Source organism: Haloarchaeobius amylolyticus (genome assembly GCF_042678045.1).
Taxonomy (GTDB): Archaea; Halobacteriota; Halobacteria; order Halobacteriales; family Natrialbaceae; genus Natrinema; species Natrinema amylolyticus_A.
Genome location: NZ_JBHUDI010000011.1, coordinates 610,020 through 628,424, shown reverse-complemented (window position 1 = coordinate 628,424; position 18,405 = coordinate 610,020). Strand labels below are relative to the sequence as shown.

The following is an 18,405-nucleotide window of genomic DNA, read 5'->3' as shown; positions in this document are numbered from 1 at the left end:
TCCGTGATCGTCGCGGGCCTCGGCAGCGTCGTCGAAGAGCAGCCGACTCATCGCGCGACCGCCTCCACGAACGTCTCGATCGCATCGTCGGATCCCGCGACGAACGCCTCGTCGCCGGCCTCGAGCGAGCGTTCGATACCGGGGCCGAACACCCAGCCGTGGCGGCGGCCGCCGGTCTCACTTCCCTGTCGTCGCACGGCGAGGACCGTCACCGCCGCCGACGCGGGCGGTTCGTCGGCCGTCTCGCCGTCCGTACCGCCAGTACCCACGGTCAGTCGGCGGACGGCGTACCCCTCGCGTTTGAGCAGGGCGAACGCCTCGAACTCGCGGCTCGTCCCCCGCGAGCGGACGACGAGTCCGAGCGATTCGGCCTCGAGAAGGGGCTTGACGTCCCGGCGAGCGACGGCGACGGTCACGCGGCCGGGGCCGCCAGCGGTCGCCGTGGTCGATCTCGGTGTCGGGATGGCATCGTCGGTCGGGTCGCCCCCGTCGGTCGCCAGTTCGTCGTCCGGGGGCTCCTCGGAGACGGGGATCGCGGCGCGCTCGTCGTCGATCTCGGTCCGGACGCTCAGCACCGTCCCGGTGATCGAGCGGTCGCCGACTCGGACAGTTACCTCGTCGCCGCGGGCGAGGCCCGTCGGGACGAGCGTCGCAACCGAAACGGCACGGTGACCCGTCGAGAGCCGTCTCGAGAGGCTGCCGGAGGGCGGTGCCGCCGCGATCGTCGCGCGGGCCCGCTCGTCGAGTGTGACGTCGACGTCTGCGAGGTCGTGTTCGGTTCGCAGTCGTTCCTCGAGCCGCGTCTCGAGTTCCGAGAGGGGGAGATCGGCGGGGAGTCGCCACGAGCCGGCTTTGAGTCGCCCGCGGAGGTCGGGCGACAGCGGTGGATACCCTTCCATATCGCGGATCTCGCCGGTCGGGCGGGCGGTGACCTGGCCGACCGAGCCGACGAGTTCGACCACGTCGGTCGAGAGGGTGCGCTGTCGGATGGAGGTCAGCGAGAGCCGGCGGGGGAGTTCGGCGCCGAGTTTGTCGCCCTGGTTGTGGGCGTAGAGTGCGAGCATGAGCACGACCAGCACGGCGACCAGTAGCCGCGGCGACTGAGCGATGGTGGGTTCGACGAGACCGAGCAGGCCGCCCTGTACGCTGGCGATCGACAGTGCGAGGACGACGACACCGAACCCGGGAAGCGTGACGCCGGTGAAATACCGGACGAGAAAGCCCAGTGAACCGGCGACGAACGCCGGGACGATGCCGGTCAGGAGCCCGAGATAGAGACCGAGCAACAGTTCGACCGGAAGGGATGGCATTGTGGGCTGGTGGCGCGGAACGGTTAAAGGAGCATCGGCGATCGGACCACCGATCCGGACGGTCACCGCCAGCGAGGGCGGACGCGAGACGGAGACGTTTAACTAACACCACCGCCGAGCGGTGTGTATGGTCGACGACCGGTCGCTACGAGCGCGGCTGCCGGAGAACTGGCGACGCGTGCTCACGACACGGGCAGCCGTCGTGCTGGTCTTGCTCGTCGCGTTGCTCTCGGTCGCGACCGCCGTCGTCAACATCGGGACCAACGCCGTTGGCGGCCCACTCGAGGACTACGTTCCCGACGCCGTCCGGAACGCCGCCGCCTTCACCGGCGCACTCACCGGCTTTCTGATGGTCGGCAGCGCACTGTCACTTCGACGTGGGCTCCGGGCGGGCTGGTGGGCGACGCTGCTGTTGCTTCCGTTGACCGCGGCACAGGGCCTGCTTCAGTCGAGCCCGTACTCGCTCCCGCTGGTCGTCCTCTCGCTCGTCTCGATCCCGTTTCTCCTGCTCACCCGCGAGCGGTTCGACAAATCCCTCTCGCTGTCGACGACCCAGCTCGCGGCCGGCGCAGCACTGGTCGGGGTCCAGGTGTACGGGACCATCGGCGGCTACACCCTCCGAGAGCACTTCGACGGGATCAGCAACATCCTCGATGCGTTTTATTTTACGCTGATCACCTCGAGTACGGTCGGCTACGGCGACGTAACGCCGAATCCGGCGTCGGTAGAGGCGATGCTGTTTACCATGTCCGTGCTCGTCCTCGGCGTCGCAAGCTTCGGTATCGCCATCGGGGCACTCGTCGCCCCCCTGATCCAAGATCGTATCTCGAAGACACTCGGAAAGATGACCGACTCACAACTCCAACTCCTAGACGAGCACCTTCTCGTGCTCGGCTACGGCGAACTGACGGAACCGATCGTCGACGAACTCGCAGACAGCAGCCGGTCGTTCGTCGTCGTCACCAGCGACCAGGAGGCCGCGACGGCGTTGACGAACCGCGACATTCCGGTTATCACCGGCGATCCAAGCGACGAGGACCCGCTGCAGCGCGCGAAGATCGATCGCGCGGCTGCAATCCTCGTCGCCACGAACCACGACGCCGAGGACGCGCTGACCGTTCTCACCGCGCGCCAACTCGCCCCTGAGACCAGAATCGTCGCCGCGGCAACCGACCGCGAGAACGTCAAGAAACTCGAGCGCGCGGGCGCGAACGCGGTTATCAGTCCTGCACAACTGGGCGGCCACCTGCTCGTGCGCTCGGCGCTCGGCAGCGACGAGAGTGACCTGATCGATCGAATCCTCGAGAGTGAGTAGGCACAGATGACGGGAGGTGTTCTCTGATACCCTCATCACTGGTGGAGCTATCCAGCCACCCCTCGTACCGAGTGAGTGAGACGCTGGTTGTGCGACTGTGACTCCAGCAAGCGGAACAGTTGCACGTCAGTACGGAGTATCAAATACCGCGATCGGTATTGAGAGCATTGAACACGATGTCTGGGTTACGCATCAACCGGTGAACGAGATAGCTCCCTTCCCGATCACCACCACCGGTATGCTCGCTTTCAGTAATCCCGAGGAACGCTTGTTCTTTGAGGAGCCGTCTGACCCGATCATGTGATAGGGGATCTGATCCCTCCTGAGTAGCGATCGTCGTGTAGAGATCGTAGATTTTCGCTGTCCGGAACTGTTTTTTCTCCTCCGAAGCGGTCAGTGCAGCAAGCGCTCGTAAAATATACTTCACGTGTGGTGTCTGACCACTCACGAGGCGATGGAATCGATTGACCTCTGCCTGGGTAATGGCTTCATCGACGTGCGCTGCAGTTACCTGCCCGTCTCCGTTCTTCTCCGCGAGACGGCCTGCTTCGTAGAACGTCTCGACGGCTTTGCGTGCATCACCGTGTTCTCGGGCTGCAAGCGCTGCCGTCTTCGGAATGACCTCGTCCGACAATACACCGGATTTGAACGCGTCCTTCCGATTTTCCAGGATTGCACGTAATTGTTTTGCGCCGTATGGATCGAACACGAGCTCGTTGTCCTGTAAACTAGAATCCACGCGCTCGTTCAACCGTTCTCGATATTCAATTTTATTACTGATACAGATAACGCCGATGAACGTGTCTGATTTCCCACTTTCACGCGCTCTCGACAGGCTTCGGAGCAGATCTTCGTTTTCGAGCTTATCGATCTCGTCGAGGATGACGACGAGTGAGTCGACCTCGTGATTAGAAAGCAAGTCCCACGTGATGTCGCGATAATCCACCGCACTCAAGCCCGTTTGCGGGATCGACTCGCCTGCCTCGAGATTCTCGCTGAGTTCCCGGGCTAATTCACGGCTTGCTTGCGTTTCCGTCTGATAATCCGAGCAATCCACATACGCATATTCGAGCGCAGTGCCATTGTTAGCGGCTCGTCTGGACGCTTGACGTGTGACACATCTCGAGACGAGGGATTTCCCAGTTCCTGTTTTCCCGTAGATGATCGTCGTTTCTGGCGGTCCACCTTCGGTTGCAGCAGCAAGAGCACTCCCGACCGATCGGATTTCTTCGTCACGGCCCACAACGCGGTCGAGTTCAGGAACGTGACCGACTCGAACTAACTCTCGGTTCGCAAAAATATCACCCGTGTCAAATATATCAGTCAATTCCCCATTCTCTGCCATGGACCGAGATTACGTTCCAGGGAATTAAACGCACCGAACCTAATGCTGACTGAGATTCGGAATTCGCGTCCAAGAGATCCTATTGAGGGAATACAACGTTCTTTAATAAGGATAGTCGAGAGCCGTCCCACCCCTCGTACCGAGTGAGTGACGACTCCACTTGGTGTCTAATTCATACGGCCGATATAAATACCCCGTAGATAGAGAGATCGTATTCGGAAAAACAGCTACCGTACTGCACTAACTAACAGTAATATCAAAAGATATAATACTAATTACTAGGGGCGTGTTCTCTTCGCGAGAACAGGATCACTCTGGAGGATTCTGGTGGTCGTCCCGCGGAAAGACGCAGTTCTCTTTGAGAACCTCACTCGGTACGAGGGGGGTGTCCGGTGAGAGTCGTATCACGACACCCACTCACTCGGTACGAGGGGTCACAGTAATGACTGACAATCATACTGATGCGGCACAGAAGCCCACTCTTTCTATCACTGCTATTATTTTCTCAGAATTTTGATCGACAGTTTGTCGCGGACGCGACGGTGTCGAGCCCGCAGTACAAAAGGTCGAGGCACAGGTACAACCGGCAGTATCAGCGATGTCGTCCCCGGTGGACGATCGCAACGTCCGACTCGAGATCGCTGAGTTTGCGAAACGTCGGCGGCGAGACGAACCGCGAGGCGGCCGAGCGGTCGGTGCTCGAGCCGACGAAGCAGACGTCGTACCGGGGTGCAACGCGAGTGAGGTAAGTCTCGACCGACGCGGCCGCGACGTGGGTCTCGAACCGGCCCGAGAACGCGTCGACGAGATCGGCGAGCGCACTCTCGGCGGTTCGGCGACGCGACTCGTCGTCGATACAGGTGCTGACGGTGACCGCGCGGCCGGCCTCCGTGACGCGGATCGCGAAGTCGACCATCGCGCGAGCGGTGTCGCCGGCACCCCGAACCGCGACCAGACTGTTTCGCCAGCGTCGCCGACGGGTCCCGTTCGACCGGAAGACGATGACGTCGATCTCGCTGTCGAACAGGCCCCTGATGAACGAGGAGAGACCGCCGCTCTCGTGTTCGTCGTAGGGTGTAACGACGAGATCACAGTTCTGCTGGCGGGCAGTTCGAAGGACGAGACTCGCAGACTGGTCGGGTGCGGCCGCGACGACAGCTTCACAGGGGACGTCGTAGGTGGTCTCGAGATCGGCCGACAGCGACTCGAGCTGGCGGGCCACATTGCCGGCCGCGCGTTCGACGGATGTCGACTTGCCGTGGCCGTCGTCGGTGTCGTCACGCTGTTCGGCGTCAGTTTCGTCGACGACATCGAAAAGCACCACCTTGCCGGCGTCGTGGGCTCCGGCGATCGCCGCGGCAAAGCGAGCGACGGTCTCGTCGGCGTCGCCCATCGGGACGAGCACGTGATCGTCGCCGGTGGTCGTCCCGTAGAGATAGCGGGCGCGCTGTTCGTAGAAGTGACGCCGCCAGATGACGAACGTGACCGAGACGAACGTACTCGAGACGATGATCCCGAGGACGTACGCCAGCTGTGCGTTGCCGGTCAGGAGCACGAGCAACGACGTCGAGAAGGCCGCGGGCTCCTCAAGATCGAGCGCCCACGTACAGACGCCGGTGAAGAACACGCCGAGTGCGGCACCCGAGGCGCTGACGCCGCTGCCACCGTTGAACCCGGCCGTCGTCGCCAGCGCGAGTGCGAGCCAGCCACAGAGCGCGCCGACGGTCATCCCGCCGACGAACGTCGACGGCGTGGCGTACGTTCCCTCGGGATCGGCAAAGAGCGTGTACGTCCCCGACGCCAGCGGCGGAAACAGCAGGAACGAAACCGCCGCGCTCGCGTTCGCCAGCCACGTCACTGCCGCGATCAACAGCGGGACGAACACCAGCACCGAGAGATGTAAGAGGTTGCCCGTCCGCTCGATCCACCGCAAGAAGGCGTCGAGTTCGCGCCGCTCGAGGCGGCGCAGTCGTCTCGCGAGCGCCCACAACCGCGCTCGAACCCCCTCGAGCATAGCCTTTCGTTGGTCCGGGCACGACCAAAACTGTTTGGCTACTCCTGTATCGGCGCGCCCTCGAGGATCGCCACGCCGCTCGAGGCCCCGATGCGGTCGGCACCGGCCTCGAGCATGGCGACGGCCTCGTCGTAGCTGCCGATGCCGCCGCTTGCCTTGACGGGCAGATACTCGCTCATGAGGGCGACGTCGTCGACGGTGGCACCGCCGTCAGCGAAGCCGGTCGAGGTCTTCACCATTGCCGCGTCGGCAGCCTCGGCGGCCTCGCAGGCGCGGCGCTTCTCCGCGTCAGAGAGGAGCGCGGTCTCGATGATGACCTTCACGGGGATCGGGACGGCGGCGACCAGTTCCGCGAGTTCGTCCCTGACCGCGTCGTCCACACCGGCTTTCAGCCGGCCGACGTTGAGGACGACATCGAGTTCGTCGGCACCGGCTCGCCACGCCGTCACGCCTTCGCGGCGTTTCACCTCGGGGTCGTGGTGGCCGTGTGGGAAACCGACGACCGTCGCGAGCGTCACGTCGAGGGCGTACTCGGCGGCCAGCTCGACCGCGTACGGCGGGATGCAGGCGTTCATTCCGTACTCCTGTGCCTCGTCGAGGACCGTCCGCACGTCGTCCGGTGTCGTTGCGGGGCCGAGGACGGTGTGGTCGATCAGGGGCGCGAGATCGCTGCGATGCATACCGGTGTGGACTCGCCGGACGGGCAAAAACCCGCCCGGTCACTTTTCACGACCGGTGTGCAACCACCCCACATGGAAGGTGCCGAACCCGGTGTGGTGCCGGCCGTCGAGTCCACCGCCGACGACATCACCGAGATGCGGATTCGCGGTGCCGCGGCGATCGCCGACGCGGCCGCCGGGGCCCTCGAGACACAGGCCGAACGCTCCACGGCCGACAGTCCCGCGGCGTTCGAGCGGGAGATTCACGCCGCCGCGGAGACGCTCTACGAGACGCGCCCGACCGCGGTCAGTCTCCCGAACGCCCTCCGCTACGTCCTTCGCGGGATGGACGGCGACACCGTCGCCGACCTTCGATCGTCGACGATCGCCCGCGCCCAGCGCTTCCAGCGCGACCTCGATCAGGCACAGGATCGGCTCGGCGAGATCGGCGCGAACCGCCTCCGGGACGGCGACACCGTGATGACCCACTGTCACTCGACGGACGCACTCGCGTGCGTCGAGGCCGCCCTCGAGGCGGGCAAAGAGCTCGCGGCGATCGTCAAGGAGACCCGCCCGCGCAAGCAGGGCCACATCACGGCGCGACAGTTGCGCGAGTGGGACGTCCCGGTGACGTTGATCGCGGACAACGCGGCCCGGCGGTATCTCGACCGGGCGGATCACGTCCTCGTCGGGGCCGACAGCATTGCGGCCGACGGCAGCGTGATCAACAAGATCGGCACGAGCGGGCTGGCAGTCAACGCCCGCGAGCGCGGCGTGCCAGTGATGGTCGCAGCCCAGACGATCAAGCTTCACCCGGACACGATGACGGGCCACACCGTCGAGATCGAGATGCGATCGGAACGCGAACTGCTCGCCGACGAGGAGCGAGCGGCGATCGTCGGCGGAGAGGCGACAGACGGCGATGCCAAGGGAGATGCGACCGGAAGCGACGCCGACGACCCGGCCCCGGCGACCGACAGCGGGCTGACCGTCGAGAACCCCGCTTTCGACGTCACCCCGCCGCGGTACGTCGACGCGATCGTGACCGAACGCGGTCAGTTTCCACCCGAAAGCATCGTGACGCTCATGCGAGAGCTGTTCGGCGAGCCGACTGACGATCCGTGGGAGGACTGAGACGGTTTGCTGTACCGATGTCTCGGTGCAACCGCAAGGCGGTCGCGGTTGCACCGACAATGACTTGCAGTAGACCGTATGATACGGTCGGTCAGCAGCTACGAGAACCGTTCCTTTCGCGTGTATTCGATAATCGGAAAGTGTTAGTTACTGGTGTGAGCAACACCACGCTATGGTAGTTCCCGAGGGGTTCGTCGTCCCGCCATGGTACCTGCTGGTCCCGACCGTCGTGGTCCTGGGGGGCGTCGTCGCGCTACTGTGGGCACTCGAGCCGCCGGTGACCGACCGGACGGTGCTGGCGTTTGCGCCCTGGATGATGTTCGGCTCGAGTCTCCACGTCCTCTACAAGCTGGACGCGTTTCCGTCGACCATCGAGCCCCTATTCAGTGCGCCGATGGTCTATGCGGTAACCGCGGTCGTCGCGGGACTCGTCTGGATCGTCGCGATCTTCCTTCACGTCGGTGGCCTCCAGCCGACGATCGCGCGGTTCGTCGGGATCGCCGGCACGGCGTTTTTCACCGTCTTCGCGATGGTCGCGATCCTCCAGAGCATCGAGCGAGGGACCTTCGCGCCGTTCTGGCCCGTCGTCGCCGTCATCGTCGCCGGCATCGTCACCGCCATCGCGTGGCTCGTGCTTGGCCTCTGGTTTACCGACGTCGCGGCGACGACGGGCATGACCGGGGCGCTCGTCGTCTTCGGGCACACGTTAGACGGCGTGACGACCGCGGTCGGCTACGACGTCCTCGGGGCCAGCGAGAACGTCCCCCTCTCGTTGCTGATCCTGGAAGCCGGAGAGATGCTTCCGACCGCCGACGTTATCGGTGCCGGATGGCTGTTCGTCCTCGTCAAGGTCGGCCTCGCGATGGTCATCCTCGGGCTGTTCCGGGAGTACGTCGCCGAACGCCCCCGACAGGCACGGACGATCCTCGCGCTGGTCGCCGCGGTCGGGCTCGGCCCGGCCGTTCACAACACGCTGCTGTTCATGGTGGGCTGACACTACCGATTGGAGGTCTGTTCCGGCGGACTGACGGTCACCGCCACTAGGTTTTTATCGGCGGATCCCGTCCACCACTGTCATCGAATGGCTTCGGTATCGGTTCTCGTTGCCGGACACGTCAACTGGGACGTGACCCTCCGTGTCGACAGACTTCCGGAACCTGACGGCGAGGCCGCGATCCGCTCACAGCGCCAGTCCGGCGGGGGCAGCGCTGCCAACGTCGCCGCTGCACTCGCCGGGCTGGGCCTCGAGGCCGAGCTGATCGGCAGTGTCGGCGACGATGACAACGGCCTGCTCGCCCGCCGGGAACTCGAGGACGCAGGCGTCTCCGTCTCGGGCGTTCGCGTGATCGAAGACGCCGAGACGGCCGTCAAATACCTGCTGGTCGACGAGGACGGCGAGGTCGCGATCCTCGGAAACGACGGCGTCAACGAGGCCGTCACACCGACCGACCTCGAGCCGGCCCGGATCCGAGCGGCCGACCACGTGCATCTGACCGGCCAGCGGCCCGACACCGCCGCGGCGATCGCACGCATCGCCAGCGAAGCCGGGGTTTCGGTCAGCTTCGATCCCGGCCGCCGACTCGCCGACCGGGACTACGGCGACGCGCTCGCGCTTGCCGACGTCGTCTTCGTGACCGACCGAGAGGCGACGGCGCTGCTCGCAGACGAGTCGACGGCAGCGCTGGCCGACGATCGGATCGTCGTCGTCACCTGTGGTGCCGACGGCGCGGAAGCGTACACGCCGGAGAGGTCGTACGGCCACGACGGGTTCGACGTCGAGCCGGTCGATACGGCCGGTGCGGGCGATGCCTTCGCCGCGGGCTTTCTCGCGACCTGGCTGGGGGACGAGGGGGTCGATCGCGCACTCGCCTACGGAAACGCCTGTGGATCGCTGACTGCGAGTCGTGACGGCGCGCGGAGCGCCCCGACGGCCGAAGCCGTCAAGGACGTTCTCACGGAGTGATAGATCAGTAACGCCTTTTTAGGGTGGCGAAATCAGCGAAATCGACTGCACTCGGGTGGTTCTCACCGGGTGCTGTCTGACGGTAGTTATATACGAAGGGGCGTTGGCCACTCGAGTGAGACGGTCACGATCTCGTGACTGAGAGACATGACGAAAGGAAGGGTAACCGAGTCCAACGGATGTGGCCTCAGACGGCGCATCCAATACGATCGAGACGCCGACGAGTCGCCGAGTATCGCCGCTGCAATGGCACTGGCCCAGTACTTCGGAGACGATGTGACTGCGACCAGTACACGGCTGTACGACTACATCGATCCGGATGCGCTCGATAGCCTCTTTGCCGAAACGAATCGTGGTGCCGGACGGCCGACTGGAACAGTTGAGTTCGAAGTCGACGACGCCGTCGTCACGATCCGACCCGACCGTATCGATGTGTGTCCCACCAGGTGACCACCTTCTGGGCGCACGTCGGTAAGGGGCGGGATGCGGGGTGGCATCGAGAACCGGAACGACGAACCTTTTTTCTCAGTACCGACGGAAGCCATCGGTATGCCGACGCAGCCACATCTGCTGGTCGACGAGGGAGAGTTGACGGATATCGCGCTTATTCCGGGCGATCCCGGACGGGTCGATCGCATCGCCGACCACTGTGACGAAGCCGAGACGATCGCCGAAAACCGCGAGTACAAGGTCGTCAACGCCACCTACGAGGGGCGAGAGTTGACGATCTGCTCGACGGGGATCGGCTGTCCCTCCGCTGCGATCGCCATCGAAGAGATGGCCAACGTCGGCGTCGAGACGTTCCTCCGGGTCGGCACCACGGGGGCGCTTCAGTCGGACATCGAGATCGGCGACATGGTCGTCGCGACCGGCGCGGCGAAAAACGAAGGCACCACGAAGCGCTACGAGGCCGTCGAGTATCCCGCAGTGCCGGACTACGACGCGCTATCAGCGCTGGTCGACGCAGCACAAGCGAACGACGAGGACGTCCACGTCGGTCCCATCGCCTCCGACGACGCCTTCTACGCCGAAACCGGCGACACCGTCGCCGACTGGGAGGACGCCGGCCTGCTCGCCGTCGAGATGGAGGCCGCCGCCGTCTTCTCGCTGGCTCGCCGGAAGGGACTGCGCGCCGGCGCGATCTGTACCGTCGACGGCAACCTCGTCGAAGGCACCCAGAAAGGAACCGACACCGACGACGACGAACTGCCCGACAAGGCCAAGAACAACGTGGGTCGTGCGATCGACATCACGCTCGAGGCGGCCCGGACCCTCTGAGCCTGCGGACTACGCCGTCAGCCGCTCTGCGAGTGCCGTCGTCCGGTCGGTCAGCGTGTCGGTCGTCTCAGCGGCGTCCTGCAGCGTCTCGGTGATCGTCCCGAACAGCCGGTCGAACGCGTCCGTCCCATCATCGTTGCGCCAGTCGTCTATCCCGTGCGCGTCGAGCCCACAGGTCGCACACGTCGTTCCTTCGAGCGGGCTGAAACAGCCGTGACAGCGTTCGAGTGCCCCGACGACCGTCTCGCTCAGTTCGACGGTCTCGGTGAGTCCCGATTGTAGCGCCGCCGCCGTCTCGGTAAACGCCACGAGCGACGGCCGAACGTCGGGGTCGACGGTCGATTCGAGGGCAACGAGAGTCTCGAGGTGGGCGTCGACGACCGCGATCGCGAGCAACACGTCGCGTCGCGTGCGGCGGTAGTCCGATACCGAGTCCGCGAGGTCGGTGTCGGTCTCGTCGTCGAGCGCGGTCTCGAGCGTCCCCGGGAGCGACGTCGCCAGCGACGCGAAGTCGGCGACGGCAGCGATCGTCGCACCCTGTAACTGGGTCGTTTCGCGGACGCGACGAAACAGCGCGTCGGGGTCGACGGGGGCCGTCGCGGGATCGGCCTCGAGCGTCGCGAAACAGTCCGCACAGACGGTGACAAGGGCGCTTTCGTGAACCGTTCCCTCGAGTGGTACATCACCGACAGGGGAGAGTCGAAGCGTCGTCGCATCGTCGCCGACGGTTTCGCAGTGGCGACACGTGAACGCGTCGCGGTCGAATACAGCGTCCCGATCGGCGGTCCAGTCGCGTGCAGTCACGAGCGAGCGAAGACAGCGCGGCGACAAAAACACACCGGCAGAGACACGATCGGTCTCGGCCGACGGGAGAGAGAACCAACACTAACACACAGCGTCACGAATTCCCGCTATGACCGACCCCTCGGATGCTGGCGATCGATCAGATGAATCGGACACAGGCGACGGCTTCTCCCTCGAGCGTGCATACGACCGCACGGACGTCGCCGAGATCTTCCGCGAGTTGACGGCCGCTACCGAGTCCGGGCAGCCGGTTACCCTCTCTGGCGACGGTCAGGCGGTTAGAGTCACGCTTCCAGACCGTGTCGTCGCCGGACTCGAGGCAACGAGTGATTCCGATGGCGACCCGCCGGTCGCCGACCTGACGCTCGCGCTCGAATGGGACGACCCCGACGGCTCGAGTATCGAAGTCGTCGATCGTGACGAACACGAGTCGACGGACGCCGGAGCGACGGACGACGACGGGAGAACCAGCCGCTTCGAAGTCTACGAGGACGCAGCCGGGGAGTGGCGCTGGCGGCTCGTCCACTGGAACGGCAACATCATCGCCGACAGCGGCGAAGGCTACGCCTCTCGGTTCAACGCCGAACGAGCGGCTCGAGGCGTCATGCGCACCGCGCCGACAGCGACTATTCAGCGGCGCGATTGAGACGGGCGACGGACTACCGCCGAACGTCGTCCCCATCGAGGTCGACGTCGAGATCGGCCGACCAGTCGATGCGCTCGTACTCGAGCGACGGAGTGGTGTCGGCCGGCACGGCGTTGTACTCCTTGAGGAACGCGACGATGCCGCTCGTTCCCCCGAAGTCTCCCCGATACTGGCGGAAGAGTCGTGGCACCGTCGCCGTCGTTTTCTGAGGATCGTAGGAGACGTTCTCCTCCAGGAACCACTCGATAGCAATGTCCAGTTCCTCGTCGACGTCGCGGGGTGAGTAGACCGCGATCGGCGGACAGTGGTCAGCCCCGTGACTCAGCGCGAAGTGAACCCGTGGATCACACTTCTCGAGGCGGAACTGCCGTTCGAACGGCGAGGGGAACAGTCGCGGCAGATAGCCCATCCCCCAGGGCAATTTCGAACTCCGGAGCAGCCCGTGCTCGATGTCGTTGAGACTCAGCCAGACGCCGCTGATCGGGATCTGATCGCGCGCGAAGAACTTCCACTCGTCGAGCAACCCACCCTCGAATAAGTCGTCGTCGGCCTTCTCTTCCAGTAGCAACTGGGCGTACGCGTTGTAACAGTTGAGCCAGAACGCGAGTTTGCCCTCGCGACCGGACAGTGCCCGATCCAGGTGCGACCGCTCGAGCGTCGCGAGGCGTTCCCGCAATGGGTCCGCGTTGCCCTCGGTCTTGACCGTATAGAGGAGATCGGCCGAGAGCGAGAGTGGATCGAGCTGCGTCGACATTCGGGCATGACTTCACGAACCAAGCCCTTGAAGCCGTGTGACGGTTCGTGACGACAGTCCTGACTGGCGATAGATTCAGGCCGTGGTTTTATCTCGTTAACCACGGAAATAACGGCCGTGAACCTCAGCAAGGGCTTTCTACTGGTCTTCGTCGGCCTCTTTGCGTATCTCTCGTTGCTGCTTGCACTCCCGTTTTTCCAGTACATTCTCGGTGCCGTTCTCATAGCGTACATCCTCTATCCGGTCCAGAACGAGCTCGAGGGGCGGATTTCACCGTCGATTGCCGCCTTCACGCTCGTCACCCTGACGATCGCAGGCGTCGTCGTTCCGCTGGTTGTGTTCGTCGTGTTGGTCATCAACGATGCCCGGCGGCTCGTCGAAAACACCGATACAGGATCGCTTGGAACTACCGAGTTCGAGCGACGCATCGAAGAACAGACTGGCATGAACGTCGACCTGACCGCCACGATCGCCGACTCTGCACAGGGGATCGGCGGAACGGTCCTCGAGCAGTCGACCGCGTGGTTTAGCGCACTGACCCACACCGCTGTCGGACTCGGGGTCGCGATCTTCTTGCTGTACTACCTGCTCAAAGACAGGAGCGCACTGTTGGCCTGGATCAGGGAGTTGACGCCGCTGCCGGACGATGTCCAGGACGATTTCTACCGGGAACTGGACGCGGTGATGTGGGCCGTCCTCGCCGGACACGTCTTGATCGCGGTTATCCAGGGCTCCCTCGCCGGACTGGGACTGATCGCGACAGGGGTTCCAAACGCCGTCTTCTGGACGCTCGTTATGATCGTTCTCTCGTTGATCCCGCTGGTCGGCTCGTTTCTCGTCTGGGGGCCGGCCGTGGGCTTTCTGTTCCTGACGGACGAACCGGTGCTTGCGGTGGCACTCTTCGTCTACAGTACGATCATCGTCGGTCTTTCCGATGACTACCTCCGGCCGCTCCTCGTCGATCGCTACGTCGATCTCAATCCCGCCGTGATCATCCTCGGCGTCCTCGGCGGCGTCTATGCGTTCGGCGTCATGGGACTGTTCTACGGCCCCGTCGTTCTCGGCGCACTGATCGCGACGCTGAACGTGGTCAACGACAACTACCACGAACTCGAGGAGACACAGGGAGTGCAGTGACGGGGCGGCCGTCAGGAGTGTGACTCGGTCCCTGCAAGCAACTCGTCGACGAGCCGCGTGAACCGATCGACGAGTCGATCGGGCACCGTCGGCGTCACCGTCGACAACAACTGGCCGGTCGCGTCGGGGTTTGCGAGCTCGAGGACGACGCGATTGTGCTCGTCGTAGCGCTTGTCGACGATCTCGTGCTCGACCAGCCGGTCGAGGTGGTACTCGAGCGTGCTGCGGGCGATTCCGAGTTCGTCGGCGATGTCAGCGGGTGCGGCCGGTTCATGCTCGATCAGATGCGTGACGATCTCGCGGGCGGTTTCGCGACGGAACAGCGCCAGCGCGCTTCGTTCCCATTCATCGTACCCCGGTGGGTAGTAATGAGTCCGGCCGTACCACTCCTCCCGAACGAGCCGATCGTCCTTGAGCAGCCGTCGGATGTGGTACTGGACCTGCCCTGGCGCGAACGAGGACTCCCTGACGAGCTCGTTGAAGTGAACACCGGCGTTGGCCCTGACGTGAGCGTAGATCTCATCTCTCGTGTCGGTCATGTCACTGTCTCCTCCCCCCTGATGGGTCGTATCCGTGCCTAGTGGTGGGGGACATATAACGGGTTTCCCGCGTTCCCACTCGCCGAGAACCGCCCACTCAGGGCGTGTGAACCCGAAAACGGAGAGAACGGCGTCGATCGGGTTTCCGAACGGGTACTGTGGAGCGTCGTCACGAGCTTTTCAGGGACGGACCAAAGGGAATAGGTAGTAGCCCCTCCCAGTACAGGTGTCGATCGCATGGTCCTCGCGCTGTCGGTTGCCGACGGATGGCTTGATCCACAACTCGCACCCGTCCTCGTCGCCATCATCATCCTCGCCGTCATCGGAACGACGGTGCTGTTCGTCATCGGCCTCATCGCCTATTTCCGGCGTCGGACGGCCCGGTACGTTCTGATAACCGTCGTCTTGGGAATCCTCGTCGTCCGCTCGGTGATCGGACTGGGAACCGTCCTTGGACTCACCCCGATGACGATCCATCACCTCATGGAGCACGGGTTCGACTTCCTCATCGCGGTGTTGCTCCTCTACGTGGTCTACCGGAGCGGCCCGTCGAGCCGGAGCGCTTCTCGAGGCCCCCACGATTGATACGGACTCCTGTTAGCCAGTGCCTGCGCACCCGCGAGCTGTCCTGCGGTCGCGCCAATAACTTGTTACAGTAGACCGCATGATCGATCGATCGGCGGTGCGAGCGACCGGGATCCGTCGGGCTTTTGCCGTCCGGTCCCTGACGGTTGGACGAAACGGATGGCCCGGTATCACATCGAAACGTATGGGTGTACGTCGAATCGCGGAGAGAGCCGTGAGATCGAGCGACGGCTCCGCGATGCGGGCCACTACCGGGTTGACGGCGTCGACGAGGCCGACGTCGCGATCCTCAACACCTGCACCGTCGTCGAAAAAACCGAGCGTAACATGCTTCGGCGGGCCGAGGAACTGGCCGACGAAACGGCCGATCTCTTCATCACCGGCTGTATGGCCTTAGCACAGGGTGAAGAGTTCCGAGCGGCCGACATCGACGGCCAGATCCTCCACTGGGACGAGGTGCCCGAAGCCGTCACCAACGGTGAGTGTCCGACGACGACGCCCGACGCCGAACCGATCCTGGACGGCGTCGTCGGCATCCTCCCGATCGCACGGGGCTGTATGTCCGACTGTTCGTACTGTATCACCAAGCACGCGACCGGCAAGATCGACTCCCCGCCGATCGAGGAAAACGTCGAAAAAGCCCGCGCACTGATCCACGCCGGCGCGAAGGAGATCCGCATCACGGGTCAGGACACCGGCGTCTACGGCTGGGACGAGGGCGAGCGCAAGCTCCATCGTTTGCTCGAGGAGATCTGTGCCATCGACGGCGACTTCCGGGTCCGCGTCGGGATGGCCAACCCGAAGGGCGTCCACGGCATCCGCGAGGAACTCGCCGCCGTCTTCGCCGAGCACGACGAACTCTACGACTTCCTTCACGCGCCGGTCCAGTCGGGCAGCGACGACGTCCTCGGCGACATGCGCCGCCAGCACCAGGTCGAAGAGTACCTCGAGGTCGTCGAGACCTTCGACGACGCGCTCGATTACTGGACGCTGTCGACGGACTTCATCGTCGGCTTCCCCACCGAGACCGACCACGACCACGCACAGTCGATGGCTTTGCTCCGGGAGACGCGCCCGGAGAAGATCAACGTCACGCGCTTCTCGAAGCGGCCCGGCACCGACGCCGCCGACATGAAGGGCCTGGGCGGGACGGTCAAGAAAGAACGGTCGAAAGCGATGAGCGAACTCAAACGCGAGCTCGTCGCCGACGCCTACGCCGATATGGTCGGCGAGCGCCGCGAGGACTGTCTCGTCGTCGAGGACGGGACCGGCGACTCCGTCAAGTGCCGTGACTCCGCGTACCGACAGCTCATCGTCCAGAACGCGAGCGAATACGGACTCGAGCCCGGCGATTTCGTCGACCTCGAGGTGACGGCCCACGAGACGATGTACGCGTTCGGCAAACCGGTCTGAGACGGCCCGTGCAGAACAACCTCGCGATCGCGCCGAAATGGACCGAGCGGAGCGGGTCGCTGCCGTGACGACGGCTCCAGTTCGACTCGAGGGAGTCAAGGAGTGGCCTGATCTTCAGTTCGCGGGAATTGGAACCGCAGGTAAACCGACCCGCAGCGAAAAATCGTGTATGAGCGAGACAGCCGAGCAACTCACCCCGTGTACGCGTGCCCAGCGGGACGACGAACTCGGGTGCAACCCCGACCAGATCATCGAGTTGCTGAGTGACGACGACGCGCGAGCCGTGTTCCTGTCCGCTGAGGAGCCGACGACGGTCGGCGAGGTGTCGGAGGAACACGACCTCCCGGCCTCGACGGCCTACCGAAAGGTCGAGCAACTCCACGAGTCCGGCCTGCTGACCCAACTCAACCGCCAGTCCGGCGAGACGCCCGCCTACTACGTCCGGTCGATCGACCACGTGTCGGTGACCTACGACGAGCCGCTCCGGATCGAGTGCACCCGGAAGGGCAAGACGCTGTACTGCGAGCACTGATACGGTCTGTTATCACTGGTTTCGGGCGCACCCGCATGACGGGTTGCGGGTGCGCCGGACCCCACTGAGAGGAGTCCGTATGACGGTCGCGGTCGCGCCGGACGGTTTCAGCCGCTGAGAGCGGTTTCGAGCCCCGGTCGCCCGTCGTCCGCGACAACCGCGTCCCGGTCGTGTCCCAACGAATCGTGAGTCGGCACTCACCCTTTTCGTAGCGGTATCCGTACCCCCGACACATGCTCACGCTCTACCAGCTGGAGGGGTGTCCCTACTGCGAACGCGTCGCCGACCGCCTCGAGTACCTCGAGACGACTGACGCCTGAGACGAGCGGCTGTCCCGCGTTCCCGGCGCGATCGCAGGGCAACTCGCAGTCGCACCGGCACTGACTGCCAGGAGTCCGTCTGCGACGGCGCTGCCGACGAGCGCCGCTACTCGATCACGACGGCGCTGTCCTCGTTGGGTACCGTCGTCCCCGGCTGGGCGGCGAATGCGTCGTGGACGTGGTCGTACGTCGCCTCGAGTGCTTCGACGATCACCGTAGTGTCACTCAGCACCGGCATGAAGTTGGTGTCGCCCTGCCAGCGCGGGACGACGTGGGTGTGGAGATGGTCGTCAATCGAACCACCAGCTCCATTTCCGAGGTTCAAGCCGGTGTTGAACCCGTCTGGCTCGAGTGCATCCTCGAGTGCATCGAACGTTCGCTGTTTCAAGCGGGCGTGATCGAGGAGAATCTCGTCTTCAAGGGCCGCATACTCGCCGGTGTGTACGCGTGGGATTACCATTGTGTGGCCCGGATTGTACGGGTAGTTGTTCAGCATGACGAACGCGTCGTCGCTTCGCGCGACGATCAGGTTCTCTCGGTCGGAGTCCTGTTCGGGGAGCTCACAGAAGACACAGTCCTCGATGTCCTCGTTTTTGTTTTCACGTCTGATCCACTCGATTCGCCACGGTGCGAACACCTGCTCCATACTGACTCTCA

The 18,405-nt window shown here is 64.0% G+C and carries 19 protein-coding genes; 11 read left to right on the top strand and 8 right to left on the bottom strand.

Going from position 1 to position 18,405, the window contains the following annotated elements:
* Nucleotides 1–47 precede the first annotated feature (47 nt).
* Nucleotides 48–1,310 carry a DUF8167 domain-containing protein gene (locus ACFR99_RS19300; protein ID WP_390291028.1) on the bottom strand — a complete coding sequence of 421 codons (1,263 nt, stop codon included), beginning with the start codon at nt 1,308–1,310 and terminating at the stop codon, nt 48–50.
* 127 nt (nt 1,311–1,437) lie between these two features.
* Between ACFR99_RS19300 and ACFR99_RS19295 the strand changes: the two genes are divergently transcribed.
* Entirely contained in the window at nt 1,438–2,625 is a 1,188-nt protein-coding gene (locus ACFR99_RS19295) for an NAD-binding protein (protein WP_390291025.1), read from the top strand.
* Nucleotides 2,626–2,764: 139 nt separating this feature from the next.
* Here the strand turns inward: ACFR99_RS19295 and ACFR99_RS19290 are convergent, their stop codons facing one another.
* The 3 genes from ACFR99_RS19290 to deoC all read right to left on the bottom strand — a co-directional run bounded on the left by ACFR99_RS19290 (nt 2,765) and on the right by deoC (nt 6,664).
* Nucleotides 2,765–3,970, bottom strand: a complete 1,206-nt coding sequence (locus tag ACFR99_RS19290; RefSeq protein WP_390291022.1) for a Cdc6/Cdc18 family protein — start codon at nt 3,968–3,970, stop codon at nt 2,765–2,767.
* Nucleotides 3,971–4,562: 592 nt separating this feature from the next.
* Complete coding sequence (locus ACFR99_RS19285; RefSeq protein ID WP_390291020.1) at nt 4,563–5,984, bottom strand: HPP family protein; 1,422 nt, start codon at nt 5,982–5,984, stop codon at nt 4,563–4,565.
* 38 nt (nt 5,985–6,022) lie between these two features.
* The gene (gene deoC, locus ACFR99_RS19280; protein ID WP_390291018.1) at nt 6,023–6,664 is read right to left on the bottom strand and encodes a deoxyribose-phosphate aldolase; all 642 of its coding nucleotides are present in this window, start codon (nt 6,662–6,664) and stop codon (nt 6,023–6,025) included.
* A gap of 72 nt (nt 6,665–6,736) precedes the next feature.
* Between deoC and ACFR99_RS19275 the strand changes: the two genes are divergently transcribed.
* The 5 genes from ACFR99_RS19275 (at nt 6,737) to ACFR99_RS19255 (ending at nt 11,018) form a co-directional block, all read left to right on the top strand.
* Nucleotides 6,737–7,777 carry a ribose 1,5-bisphosphate isomerase gene (locus tag ACFR99_RS19275; RefSeq protein WP_390291015.1) on the top strand — a complete coding sequence of 347 codons (1,041 nt, stop codon included), beginning with the start codon at nt 6,737–6,739 and terminating at the stop codon, nt 7,775–7,777.
* Nucleotides 7,778–7,949: 172 nt separating this feature from the next.
* Nucleotides 7,950–8,771, top strand: coding sequence for a DUF63 family protein (locus tag ACFR99_RS19270; protein ID WP_390291012.1), 822 nt, complete (start codon nt 7,950–7,952; stop codon nt 8,769–8,771).
* An 87-nt stretch (nt 8,772–8,858) separates the two neighbouring features.
* Nucleotides 8,859–9,740, top strand: coding sequence for an ATP-dependent ribose-1-phosphate kinase (locus ACFR99_RS19265; protein WP_390291009.1), 882 nt, complete (start codon nt 8,859–8,861; stop codon nt 9,738–9,740).
* A gap of 147 nt (nt 9,741–9,887) precedes the next feature.
* Nucleotides 9,888–10,190, top strand: coding sequence for a HalOD1 output domain-containing protein (locus tag ACFR99_RS19260; RefSeq protein WP_390291006.1), 303 nt, complete (start codon nt 9,888–9,890; stop codon nt 10,188–10,190).
* A 99-nt stretch (nt 10,191–10,289) separates the two neighbouring features.
* On the top strand, nt 10,290–11,018 hold the full coding sequence (locus tag ACFR99_RS19255) for a nucleoside phosphorylase (protein ID WP_390291003.1): 729 nt from the start codon (nt 10,290–10,292) through the stop codon (nt 11,016–11,018).
* A 9-nt stretch (nt 11,019–11,027) separates the two neighbouring features.
* Here ACFR99_RS19255 and ACFR99_RS19250 read toward each other — a convergent pair whose 3' ends face one another.
* Nucleotides 11,028–11,822 carry an HNH endonuclease gene (locus tag ACFR99_RS19250; RefSeq protein ID WP_390291000.1) on the bottom strand — a complete coding sequence of 265 codons (795 nt, stop codon included), beginning with the start codon at nt 11,820–11,822 and terminating at the stop codon, nt 11,028–11,030.
* A 109-nt stretch (nt 11,823–11,931) separates the two neighbouring features.
* Between ACFR99_RS19250 and ACFR99_RS19245 the strand changes: the two genes are divergently transcribed.
* Nucleotides 11,932–12,468: an amphi-Trp domain-containing protein gene (locus ACFR99_RS19245; protein WP_390290998.1), complete on the top strand. Its 537-nt coding sequence runs from the start codon at nt 11,932–11,934 to the stop codon at nt 12,466–12,468.
* Nucleotides 12,469–12,481: 13 nt separating this feature from the next.
* On the opposite strand, the gene ACFR99_RS19240 is transcribed toward ACFR99_RS19245, so the two are convergent.
* Nucleotides 12,482–13,222 carry a DUF547 domain-containing protein gene (locus ACFR99_RS19240; protein WP_390290995.1) on the bottom strand — a complete coding sequence of 247 codons (741 nt, stop codon included), beginning with the start codon at nt 13,220–13,222 and terminating at the stop codon, nt 12,482–12,484.
* Between the two features lie 117 nt (nt 13,223–13,339).
* Here ACFR99_RS19240 and ACFR99_RS19235 point away from each other — a divergent pair, with 117 nt between their 5' ends.
* Complete coding sequence (locus ACFR99_RS19235; protein WP_390290992.1) at nt 13,340–14,359, top strand: AI-2E family transporter; 1,020 nt, start codon at nt 13,340–13,342, stop codon at nt 14,357–14,359.
* Between the two features lie 11 nt (nt 14,360–14,370).
* Here the strand turns inward: ACFR99_RS19235 and ACFR99_RS19230 are convergent, their stop codons facing one another.
* Nucleotides 14,371–14,898 carry a winged helix-turn-helix transcriptional regulator gene (locus tag ACFR99_RS19230; RefSeq protein WP_390290989.1) on the bottom strand — a complete coding sequence of 176 codons (528 nt, stop codon included), beginning with the start codon at nt 14,896–14,898 and terminating at the stop codon, nt 14,371–14,373.
* Nucleotides 14,899–15,135: 237 nt separating this feature from the next.
* Here ACFR99_RS19230 and ACFR99_RS19225 point away from each other — a divergent pair, with 237 nt between their 5' ends.
* The 3 genes from ACFR99_RS19225 (at nt 15,136) to ACFR99_RS19215 (ending at nt 17,428) form a co-directional block, all read left to right on the top strand.
* Nucleotides 15,136–15,483: a DUF7471 family protein gene (locus ACFR99_RS19225; RefSeq protein ID WP_390290986.1), complete on the top strand. Its 348-nt coding sequence runs from the start codon at nt 15,136–15,138 to the stop codon at nt 15,481–15,483.
* A gap of 159 nt (nt 15,484–15,642) precedes the next feature.
* On the top strand, nt 15,643–16,896 hold the full coding sequence (locus tag ACFR99_RS19220; protein WP_390290983.1) for a tRNA (N(6)-L-threonylcarbamoyladenosine(37)-C(2))-methylthiotransferase: 1,254 nt from the start codon (nt 15,643–15,645) through the stop codon (nt 16,894–16,896).
* 169 nt (nt 16,897–17,065) lie between these two features.
* Nucleotides 17,066–17,428, top strand: a complete 363-nt coding sequence (locus ACFR99_RS19215; protein ID WP_390290980.1) for a helix-turn-helix domain-containing protein — start codon at nt 17,066–17,068, stop codon at nt 17,426–17,428.
* Nucleotides 17,429–17,854: 426 nt separating this feature from the next.
* Here the strand turns inward: ACFR99_RS19215 and ACFR99_RS19210 are convergent, their stop codons facing one another.
* The gene (locus ACFR99_RS19210) at nt 17,855–18,394 is read right to left on the bottom strand and encodes an HIT family protein (RefSeq protein ID WP_390290977.1); all 540 of its coding nucleotides are present in this window, start codon (nt 18,392–18,394) and stop codon (nt 17,855–17,857) included.
* Between the last annotated feature and the right edge of the window lie 11 nt (nt 18,395–18,405).

Excerpts from the sequence above, each read along its gene's own strand:
- ACFR99_RS19275 (WP_390291015.1), top strand. The coding sequence starts at position 6,737 with ATGGAAGGTGCCGAACCCGGTGTGGTGCCGGCCGTCGAGTCCACCGCC.
- ACFR99_RS19245 (WP_390290998.1), top strand. The coding sequence starts at position 11,932 with ATGACCGACCCCTCGGATGCTGGCGATCGATCAGATGAATCGGACACA.
- ACFR99_RS19260 (WP_390291006.1), top strand. The coding sequence starts at position 9,888 with ATGACGAAAGGAAGGGTAACCGAGTCCAACGGATGTGGCCTCAGACGG.
- ACFR99_RS19210 (WP_390290977.1), bottom strand. The coding sequence starts at position 18,394 with ATGGAGCAGGTGTTCGCACCGTGGCGAATCGAGTGGATCAGACGTGAA.
- ACFR99_RS19225 (WP_390290986.1), top strand. The coding sequence starts at position 15,136 with ATGGTCCTCGCGCTGTCGGTTGCCGACGGATGGCTTGATCCACAACTC.
- ACFR99_RS19215 (WP_390290980.1), top strand. The coding sequence starts at position 17,066 with ATGAGCGAGACAGCCGAGCAACTCACCCCGTGTACGCGTGCCCAGCGG.
- ACFR99_RS19240 (WP_390290995.1), bottom strand. The coding sequence starts at position 13,222 with ATGTCGACGCAGCTCGATCCACTCTCGCTCTCGGCCGATCTCCTCTAT.
- ACFR99_RS19285 (WP_390291020.1), bottom strand. The coding sequence starts at position 5,984 with ATGCTCGAGGGGGTTCGAGCGCGGTTGTGGGCGCTCGCGAGACGACTG.
- ACFR99_RS19255 (WP_390291003.1), top strand. The coding sequence starts at position 10,290 with ATGCCGACGCAGCCACATCTGCTGGTCGACGAGGGAGAGTTGACGGAT.
- ACFR99_RS19220 (WP_390290983.1), top strand. The coding sequence starts at position 15,643 with ATGGCCCGGTATCACATCGAAACGTATGGGTGTACGTCGAATCGCGGA.
- ACFR99_RS19290 (WP_390291022.1), bottom strand. The coding sequence starts at position 3,970 with ATGGCAGAGAATGGGGAATTGACTGATATATTTGACACGGGTGATATT.
- ACFR99_RS19295 (WP_390291025.1), top strand. The coding sequence starts at position 1,438 with ATGGTCGACGACCGGTCGCTACGAGCGCGGCTGCCGGAGAACTGGCGA.
- ACFR99_RS19265 (WP_390291009.1), top strand. The coding sequence starts at position 8,859 with ATGGCTTCGGTATCGGTTCTCGTTGCCGGACACGTCAACTGGGACGTG.
- ACFR99_RS19300 (WP_390291028.1), bottom strand. The coding sequence starts at position 1,310 with ATGCCATCCCTTCCGGTCGAACTGTTGCTCGGTCTCTATCTCGGGCTC.
- ACFR99_RS19230 (WP_390290989.1), bottom strand. The coding sequence starts at position 14,898 with ATGACCGACACGAGAGATGAGATCTACGCTCACGTCAGGGCCAACGCC.
- ACFR99_RS19270 (WP_390291012.1), top strand. The coding sequence starts at position 7,950 with ATGGTAGTTCCCGAGGGGTTCGTCGTCCCGCCATGGTACCTGCTGGTC.
- deoC (WP_390291018.1), bottom strand. The coding sequence starts at position 6,664 with ATGCATCGCAGCGATCTCGCGCCCCTGATCGACCACACCGTCCTCGGC.